At 62.9% G+C, this 9,097-nt stretch carries 8 protein-coding genes; 6 read left to right on the top strand and 2 right to left on the bottom strand.

The window, feature by feature from the left end; translation table 11 throughout:
* The coding region (locus H928_RS26835) for an NUDIX domain-containing protein (RefSeq protein WP_239644919.1) at positions 1-606 on the top strand (606 nt) is incomplete at its 5' end.
* A 224-nt stretch (positions 607-830) separates the two neighbouring features.
* On the opposite strand, the gene metK is transcribed toward H928_RS26835, so the two are convergent.
* Entirely contained in the window at positions 831-2,015 is a 1,185-nt protein-coding gene (gene metK / locus H928_RS0108665; RefSeq protein WP_021026133.1) for a methionine adenosyltransferase, read from the bottom strand.
* Between the two features lie 132 nt (positions 2,016-2,147).
* Between metK and H928_RS0108660 the strand changes: the two genes are divergently transcribed.
* Together H928_RS0108660 and H928_RS0108655 are read left to right on the top strand one after the other, a co-directional pair.
* On the top strand, positions 2,148-3,008 hold the full coding sequence (locus H928_RS0108660; RefSeq protein ID WP_021026132.1) for a lysophospholipid acyltransferase family protein: 861 nt from the start codon (positions 2,148-2,150) through the stop codon (positions 3,006-3,008).
* Entirely contained in the window at positions 3,001-3,870 is an 870-nt protein-coding gene (locus H928_RS0108655) for a lysophospholipid acyltransferase family protein (protein WP_021026131.1), read from the top strand. The genes H928_RS0108660 and H928_RS0108655 overlap by 8 nt, the downstream gene beginning before the upstream one ends.
* Before the next feature lie 46 nt (positions 3,871-3,916).
* On the opposite strand, the gene yihA is transcribed toward H928_RS0108655, so the two are convergent.
* Positions 3,917-4,651 (bottom strand): ribosome biogenesis GTP-binding protein YihA/YsxC, encoded by a 735-nt coding sequence (gene yihA / locus H928_RS0108650; RefSeq protein WP_027010720.1) that lies wholly within the window; start codon positions 4,649-4,651, stop codon positions 3,917-3,919.
* 83 nt (positions 4,652-4,734) lie between these two features.
* Between yihA and H928_RS0108645 the strand changes: the two genes are divergently transcribed.
* From H928_RS0108645 to ccsB, 3 genes are all read left to right on the top strand, one after another.
* Positions 4,735-5,367: a cytochrome c gene (locus H928_RS0108645; RefSeq protein ID WP_021026129.1), complete on the top strand. Its 633-nt coding sequence runs from the start codon at positions 4,735-4,737 to the stop codon at positions 5,365-5,367.
* Between the two features lie 220 nt (positions 5,368-5,587).
* Positions 5,588-7,723, top strand: a complete 2,136-nt coding sequence (locus H928_RS0108640; RefSeq protein WP_021026128.1) for a cytochrome c biogenesis protein ResB — start codon at positions 5,588-5,590, stop codon at positions 7,721-7,723.
* Positions 7,720-9,093 carry a c-type cytochrome biogenesis protein CcsB gene (gene ccsB, locus H928_RS0108635; RefSeq protein WP_021026127.1) on the top strand — a complete coding sequence of 458 codons (1,374 nt, stop codon included), beginning with the start codon at positions 7,720-7,722 and terminating at the stop codon, positions 9,091-9,093. Before H928_RS0108640 ends, ccsB begins: the two co-directional genes overlap by 4 nt.
* Positions 9,094-9,097 lie beyond the last annotated feature (4 nt).

The following is a 9,097-nucleotide window of genomic DNA, read 5'->3' as shown; positions in this document are numbered from 1 at the left end:
CTGAGCGTCGTGATGGTGCAGCGCGAGCGCGCGCCGTTTGCCGGGGTCTGGGCTTTGCCGGGCGGCTACATCCATGCGCAAGAGGACGCCGATGCCCATGCCAGTGCCGCCCGCGTGCTGCGCAGCAAGGCGGGGATCGAAGAGGCGTACCTGGAACAGCTGGCCACTTTTAGCGGCCCGGCGCGTGACCCACGCGGCTGGTCGGTCGCCATCAGCTATTGCGCATTGATCCCGCAGCAAAAGCTGCCCACGCCAAGGCCGGGGCTGAAGCTGGTACCCGTCGCTGCCACTGGCCAGTTGCCGTTTGACCATGCACAGATCCTGCAGGCAGCGCTGGCGCGGGTGCGCAGCAAGAGCCAGTACTCCTCGCTGCCGGTGCATTTTTTTGGCGAGAACTTTACCCTGCCGCAGCTGCAGCAGGTCTATGAAAGCATTCTGGGCGAGCCGCTGAACAAGGTGAGCTTTCGCCGCAAGATGGACGAGCTGGGCATGCTGGAGCCCGTGCCGGGCGAAATGCAGGCCGGTGGCGCGCACCGGCCGGCGCAGCTGTACCGGGTGCGGCCGGAGTTCAGGCAGCAGCTGGCGCTGAGTGCGAGAGGATTGTGAGTGCGTTGCCCGGACTGACGAGCGCGCATGAAAAAATCCGCTGGATCACTCCGAGCGGATTTTTAAAGCAGACTAATCTGAACTGAATTACTTCAAGCCAGCAGCAGCGCGCAGTAGCGCAGCCTTGTCCGTACGTTGGTTTCGGCCGGGCTTGGCGGCCCTTCACATCGCGAGCGATGTGAGCCTGCGCCGAAGAACCGACAAACTCGCTGCGCTCGGGGGCCTTACAGGCCCGCAGCAGCGCGCAGCACTGCTGCCTTGTCGGTTCTTTCCCACGTAAACTCAGGTTCTTCACGGCCAAAGTGGCCATAAGCTGCCGTCTTGCTGTAGATCGGGCGCAGCAGGTCCAGCATCTGGATGATGCCCTTGGGACGCAGGTCAAAGTGCGCGGCCACCAGCTTGGCGATGTCGGCATCGGGGATCACGCCGGTGCCTTCGGTGTAGACGGTGATGTTCATCGGACGGGCCACACCGATCGCATAGGCCACCTGCACCTGGCACTGGCGCGCCAGACCGGCGGCGACCACGTTCTTGGCGACGTAGCGGGCAGCGTAGGCGGCAGAACGGTCCACCTTCGTTGGATCCTTGCCGGAGAAGGCGCCGCCGCCGTGGGGGCAGGCACCGCCGTAGGTGTCCACAATGATCTTGCGGCCGGTGAGGCCACAGTCGCCCTGGGGGCCACCCACGACGAAGCGGCCGGTGGGGTTGATCAGGTACTTGGTGTCCTGCAGCCATTCCGATGGCAGCACGGGCTTGATGATCTCTTCGATGATGGCTTCGGTGAAGCTGGCCTTCATCTTGGTGGCGGTTTCCGACTGGTCGGGGCTGTGCTGGGTCGACAGCACGACGGTGTCGATGCTGTGGGGCTTGCCGTCTACATAGCGCATGGTGACCTGGCTCTTGGCGTCAGGGCGCAGGAAAGGCAGGCGGCCATCCTTGCGCAGCTGGGCCTGGCGCTCGACCAGACGGTGCGCGTAGTAGATCGGCGCGGGCATCAGCTCGGGCGTTTCGTCGCAGGCATAGCCAAACATCAGGCCCTGGTCACCTGCGCCGGTGTTCAGCTCGTCATCGCTGGCCTTGTCCACGCCCTGGGCGATGTCCTGGCTTTGCTTGTCATAGGCCACCAGCACGGCGCAGCCCTTGTAGTCGATGCCGTAGTCGGTGTTGTCGTAGCCGATGCGCTTGATGGTGTCGCGGGCCACCTGGATGTAGTCCACGTTGGCGCCGGTGGTGATCTCGCCTGCCAATACCACCAAGCCGGTGTTGGTCAGTGTCTCTGCCGCCACGCGGCTGTGTGGATCTTGGGTGAAAATAGCGTCCAAAATCGCATCAGAGATCTGGTCGGCTACTTTATCGGGATGGCCTTCGGACACTGATTCCGAGGTAAACAGAAAATCGCTGTTTGCCATAAACAAAAAACTCCTTCAAAGCTTGGGCAATTGCGTTGCCCGAGCCTTAAAGGAGCCTGGCGAACGCTTTAGCAGTTTGTTTTTAACGTCGCCCTGCAAGTTGCTCTTTAACTCAGCGACCGACACATTCTAATGCCTTTCTTGTTTCGACTATTTGCTGCGCTGCCGTTGTGGCTATTGCATGGCCTGGGCGCTGGCCTGGGCTGGCTCACTTTCGTGGCCTCGCCCACCTACCGCCGGCGCTTTCTGGCCAATGCCCAGCAGGCGGGCTACCGCTTTGCCGATGTGAAAAAGGCCGTGGCCCATGCCGGCCGCATGGTGGCTGAGGTGCCGCGCCTCTGGTTTGGCGCGCCGCTGCCTTGCGATATCCATGGCGCCAACGTCATCGAGCAGGCGCTGGCTGACGGCAAGGGCATTGTGTTTTTGACCCCGCACATGGGCTGCTTTGAGCTGTCAGCCCAGTACATGGCGCGGCGCTGGGGTGTGGTGCATGGCCCCATCACGGTGCTCTACCGCCCGGCACGCCAGGCCTGGCTGGCCAAGCTGATGGAGACGGCGCGCGCGCGCCCCGGTCTGGCCTCGGCACCGACGACGATGGCGGGGGTGCGGCAGATGATCAAGGCCTTGCGCCAAGGCCATAGTGTGGGCCTGCTGCCCGACCAGGTGCCTCCCGATGGCCAGGGCATGTGGGTTCCTTTTTTTGGCAAACCCGCCTACTCGATGACCTTGGCTGCCAAGTTGGCCCAGCAGACGGGTGCGGCTGTTATATTGGCGCGCTGTGTGCGCCGGCCCCTGGGCCGGGGCTTTGATCTGTATGTGCGCGGCCTGCAGACCCCGCTGGCCCAGGAGGCCGAAGCCGCCGTGCTGCAGATCAGCCAGGAAATGGAGCGCTTGATCCGCGACAGCCCCGAGCAGTACCTCTGGGGCTATGCGCGCTACAAGCAGCCGCGCAGCCTCGCTGCCGCTCCCTCGGAAGGTCAAAAGCATGGGTAAGTTGTTTATCGGGTGGATGTGGCTGATGTCGCACCTGCCTTTGTCGGTCTTGCGCGGCTTGGGCTGGTTGATGGGCCGGGTGTTGTTCTATCTGGTGCCCTCGCGCCGCCGCATTGCGCTGCGCAATCTGGAGCTGTGCTTTCCCGAAGCCAGCGCTGAGCAGCGCCGGGCCTGGGCCAAGCAAAGCTTTGTGGTGTTCTGCCAAACCTGGCTGGACCGCAGCTGGCTGTGGTTTGCACCACAAAAAACGCTGGAGAAACGCACCCGCATGGCGGGCGCGCTCGAAGAGCTGGAAGGCGATACGCCGACCATCATCTTTGCGCCGCATTTCTACAGCATGGATGCCGGGGGCACGGCACTCACCATCCACTGCAGCCGGCCCTTCACGTCGATCTTTTCGACCCAGCCCAATGCCGATGTCGATGCCTGGATCCGCAAGGGCCGCCAGCGCTTTGGCGATGTGCGCATGCTCAACCGCGACGATGGCATCAAGCCCATCATCGCCAGCCTGCGCAAGGACCATGGGCTGTTGTACCTGCTGCCGGACATGGACTTTGGCCCCAGCGACTCGCTGTTTGTGCCATATTTTGGCCAGGTGGCCGCGACCATTCCCTCGCTGTCGCGCTTTGCGCGGCTAGGCAAGGCCAAGGTGATCGGCATGTACACGCGGCTGACGCCGCAGGGTTACGAAGTCACCATCTCTCCGGCCTGGCAGGACTTTCCCACTGACGATGTGGTGGCCGATACCACGCGCCAGAACCGTGAGTTGGAAGCCCAGATCCGCACCATGGTGCCCCAGTACTACTGGGTGCACAAGCGCTTCAAGACCCGGCCCGAAGGCGAGCCTTCGCTCTATTCATAAACAACAAAGGCCCGAAGGGGCCTTTGTTGTTTGGCGTTCGTGCAGTTTATTGCTCGTCCGCAGGGGCTTCTGGCGCTGCTGGCGCGGCCTCAGGGCTGACCAGGCTTTCGGGGTGCGACCACTGCCACAGCAGCTGAGCGACCTTGTCCACATTCTGCTTCTTTAACGCGCTGAACAGCATCACCTCACCACCGCCGGCATTGAGCTTGGTGATGGACAGGATCTTGGCCTGCTCGACGCGGGTCAGCTTGTCGGCCTTGGTGAGCAAAATCAAGAACTTGAGGCCTTGCTCCACCCGGGGGCGGATGATGTCGAGCAGCGCTTCGTCCAGCTCGGTCAGGCCCAGGCGCGGGTCGCAGAGCAGCACAATGCCCGTCAGGCTGGGGCGGCTGACGAGGTAGTTCACCATCACCTGCTGCCAGCGCTTCTTGTCCTCGCGCGAGACAGCGGCATAGCCGTAACCGGGCAGGTCGGCCAGCACGGCATCGGTCACGCCCTTCTTGCCCAGTGAGAACAGGTTGATATGCTGGGTGCGGCCGGGCTTTTTCGAGGCAAAGGCCAGCTGGTTCTGCTGGGTGAGCGTATTGATCGATGTGGACTTGCCCGCATTGGAGCGGCCCACAAAGGCGAACTCGGGCACATCGACAACAGGCAATTGGTGCAGCTGCGCAGCGGTGGTGAAAAAGCGGGCGGTGTGCATCCAGCCCAAAGCCGCCTTGCCATCAATGCCTGGGCTTGGCGTGTCTGCAACGGCTTGGGGGGTACTAGGTGTTGTCGTCATGTGCGTTCGAGTCTATCTAAGGCATCATTGTAGAATCTGGCCGCTTTGGCCTTATACCCATAAACCAGACAAAGACCCACGATATGAAGTTGATCGCCCCTTTGCTGACAACGGCTGTACTGGCTTTTTCTTCCGTTTCTGTGTATTCGGCGTCCGAGACGCCCAACCGGTCGCCCAAGCCGGACCTGGCCAAAGGGGAGGCCAGTTACACCGCCGTCTGCGTCGCTTGCCACAATGCCGATGGCAATGCCTCCATCGCCATCAACCCCAAACTCTCGCAGCAGCATCCTGAGTACCTGCTCAAGCAGCTGCAGGAGTTCAAATCCGGCAAGCGCAAGGACCCGGTGATGCAGGGCATGGTTGCCGGCCTGTCGGATTCGGACATGCTCAATATCTCGGCCTGGCTGGCCAGCAAACCCGGCAAGCTCGGTTTTGCCAAGGACAAGGACGCCGTGGCCCTGGGCGAGCGCATCTACCGCGGCGGCCTGCCCGACCGCCAGATTGCCGCCTGCGCGGGCTGCCACAGCCCCAATGGCGCGGGCATTCCGGCCCAGTACCCCCGGCTTTCGGGCCAGAACGCTGATTACGTCAGCAAGACCTTGCATGATTTCCGCGATGGCAAGCGCGGCAACAGCCTGCAGATGACTGGCGTCACCGCCAAGATGAACGACAAGGAAATCAAGGCGGTGTCGGACTATATTGCGGGCCTGCGCTAGGCCGGCGCCCTGCGCGTTGGGCCTGTGCCGCCACGGGGAAAGCCCCCGCGCAAAGACATTGAGCGCGTTGCTGGGCATTTTCCGGCCCCCCGGGCTATCCCTAGGGTTGCAGACTAAACTTGGCGTTCTGCGAACTTGTACTCTGGTGGCGACTCCATGGGGTGCGGACTGGCAGCGCAGCAGCGGTCCTGCTCCTGCTTTTCACCGATAGCGTCGTACCATGTCTGAATCTTCTCCCCCGCCAACGCAGCTGCAGCCTCAGCTGGGCACCCGTGCCGTCTATGAGATGCTGTCGTCGATGCGCTTTGCGATTGCGCTGCTGTCCATTATCTGCATTGCCTCGGTCATCGGCACCGTATTGCGCCAGCATGAGCCGGCCGTCAACTACGTCAACCAGTTTGGCCCCTTCTGGGCGCAACTGTTTCTGTCGCTCAAGCTCAATGCGGTCTACAGCGCCTGGTGGTTTCTGCTGATCCTGGCCTTCCTGGTGACCAGCACCAGCCTGTGCATTGCCAAGCATGCGCCCAAGTACCTGGCCGATTTGCGCCAGTACAAAGAGAATCTGCGCGTGCAAAGCCTGCAGGCCTTCCACCACCAGGCCAGCGCCCATTTGGCAGAGACCCCGGCGCAGGCGGCGCAGCGGGTGGGATCGCAGCTGGCCGGTAGCGGCTGGAAGGTGCGCCTGCAAGAGCGCAGCGATGGCTGGATGGTGGCGGCCAAGGCTGGTGCCGCCCACAAGATGGGCTACCTGGCAGCGCACAGCGCCATCGTGCTGATCTGCCTGGGTGGCCTGCTGGATGGCGATTTGATTGTGCGCGCGCAAATGCTGCTGGGCGGCAAGACCACGTTCAGCGGCGGCGGCATGATTGCCGATGTGCCCGAGCAGCACCGGTTGTCCGCCAGCAACCCGACCTTCCGTGGCAACCTGATTGTGGCCGAAGGCGCGCAGTCGGGCACGGCCATCCTCAACCAGTCGGACGGCATCCTGCTGCAGGATTTGCCGTTTTCGGTGGAACTGAAGAAATTCATCGTCGAGTACTACTCCACCGGCATGCCCCGGCTGTTTGCCAGCGAGGTGGTGCTGCATGACAAGAAAACCGGCGCTGCGGTGGAAAAACGCATCGAGGTGAACCATCCCGCCAGCTACCAGGGCATCGAGATCTACCAATCGAGCTTTGAAGACGGCGGATCGCGCCTGCAGCTGCGCGCCGTGCCGCTGGTGCCGGGCATAAAGAGCTTTGAGGTGAAGGGCGAAGTGGGTGCCTCCACGCAGATCACGATGGGCGAGGGCCAGCCGCCGCTGGAGATGGAGTTCACCGGCCTGCGCACCATCAATGTGGAAAACATGGGCGCCAACCCGGGTGATGCGGCACAAGGTGGCACCGATGTGCGCAAGGTGGATTTGAGATCCAGTCTGGACAACCACCTGGGCGCCGGCAACAAGGTGACCACGCCGCGCGATCTGCGCAATGTGGGCCCCAGCGTCAGCTACAAGCTGCGCGATGCCTCGGGCCAGGCGCGCGAGTTCAACAACTACATGCTGCCCGTCGACATGGGCGATGGCCAGCCGGTCTACCTCTGGGGCGTGCGCGAGACCCTGGCCGACCAGTTCCGCTACCTGCGCATTCCGGCCGATGACCAGTCGAGCTACCGCGGCTTCTTGCGGTTGAAGGCAGCGCTGCAGACGCCGGCGATGCGCGAGCGGGCCGTGCAGCAGTATGTGGCCGGCGCCGTGGAGGCGAGCCGGCCGGCACTGCGCGAGCAGCTCTATGCCTCGGCGCTCAAGGCGCTGGTGATTTTTGCCGGCGATGGCCAGACAGGTGCGAACAGCGTCACCGGCTTGCAAGCGATTTCGGCCTTCATGGAGCAAAATGTGCCCGAAGGCGAACGCGCCAAGGCGGGCGAAGTGCTGGTGCGCATCCTGAATGGTGTGCTGTTTGAGCTGATGCGGGTGGCGCGGGCCGACGAGGGCCTGGCACCGCTGGAGCCCAATGAGCAGACGCAGCGGTTCATGACCCAGTCGGTGTTGTCGCTCAGCGATGCGCTGCTGTACCCGGAGCCCCTGGTGTTTGAGCTGACCCAGTTTGACCAGGTGCAGGCCAGCGTCTTCCAGGTGGCCAAGGCGCCGGGCAAGCTCGTCGTCTACCTGGGTTGCCTGTTCCTGATTCTGGGGGTGTTTGCGATGCTCTATGTGCGCGACCGGCGCCTCTGGGTCTGGCTGGCGCCGCGCGCCGATGGCAGCGCCGATGTGCGCATGGCCTTGTCCACCAACCGCCGAACCCTGGATGTGGACCGCGATTTTGAAGGCCTGAGTCAAAAGCTTCTGGGCACCAGCCCCAGCGGAGAACAACGATGAATACTGCTTCCACCAACCTGCCGCCCGCCCAGGCGGGCACCGTGGTTCAAACGGTGCAACTCAACCCCGGCTACTTCAGCAGCCGATCGGTCTGGGACTGGCTGTTTGCGTTGGCCTTGGCCCTTGGCGGCGGTTTTGCGCTGTTTTTGTACGGCCACCATATGGATGGCTATGAAAAAGGCATCCTCATCGCCTCGGTGCCGTTTTTCATCTGGCTGGGCTGGTTCTGGCGGCCCTTGCAGCTGTTGATGCTGGTGGTGACTGCGCTGTCGTTGCTGGCCATTGGCCTGTACCGGGTCGATGGCGCAGGGCAGATCGCCCGCTCGGAGACGGTGTTTGGCCTCAAATACTTTCTGTCCAGCCAGTCGGCCATCCTGTGGATGAGCGTGCTGTTCTTCATGAGCACGGTGTTTTACTGGATCGGCCTGCTCTCCAAGGGTGAGGGATCGGCGCTGACGGCCGTCGGCAGCCGCCTGACCTGGCTGGCCATTGTGATGGCCCTGGTGGGCACGATGGCGCGCTGGTATGAGAGCTACCTGATGGGGCCGGACATTGGCCATATCCCCGTCAGCAACCTGTATGAAGTGTTTGTGCTGTTCGCCTGGATGACGGCGCTTTTCTACCTCTACTTTGAAGCGCACTACCAGACCCGGGCGCTGGGCGGCTTTGTGATGCTGGTGGTCAGCGCCTCGGTGGGCTTTTTGCTGTGGTACACCGTCGCCCGCCAGGCCCATGAGATCCAACCGCTGGTGCCCGCGCTTCAAAGCTGGTGGATGAAGCTGCATGTGCCAGCCAATTTTGTCGGCTACGGCACCTTTGCGCTGGCGGCCATGGTGGCACTGGCCTACCTGCTCAAGGCCGCCACGCAGCGCGCGCTGTGGATCGGCCTGGTGCTCGTGCCCATGCTGGTGCTGGTGCTGCCGCTGGTGGCCTTCCGCATCTGGGGCGATGAGAGCCTTTACCCCTCGCTCGACAAGACCTTGCGCATGGCCTTGCCGCTGGAGCTGTTCTTCGGGCTGATGATCCTGCTGCGCAGCTGGATCAACCGGGGCACGCCGCGCCTGCAGATCATGGATGACCTGATGTACAAGGCCATCGCCGTGGGATTTGCCTTCTTTACCATTGCCACCGTGCTGGGTGCGCTCTGGGCGGCCGAGGCCTGGGGCGGCTACTGGAGCTGGGACCCCAAGGAGACCTGGGCGCTGATCGTCTGGCTCAACTATGCCGCCTGGCTGCACATGCGCCTGGTCAAGGGCCTGCGCGGTGCTGTCTCGGCCTGGTGGGCGCTGGTGGGCCTGGTGGTGACCACCTTCGCGTTCCTTGGCGTGAACATGTTTCTCTCGGGCTTGCACAGCTACGGCACGCTGTAAGCGG

Source organism: Comamonas sp. B-9 (genome assembly GCF_000410635.1).
In the GTDB taxonomy this organism is placed as follows: domain Bacteria; phylum Pseudomonadota; class Gammaproteobacteria; order Burkholderiales; family Burkholderiaceae_C; genus Comamonas.
This window is presented reverse-complemented; position numbering and strand designations above follow the sequence as displayed.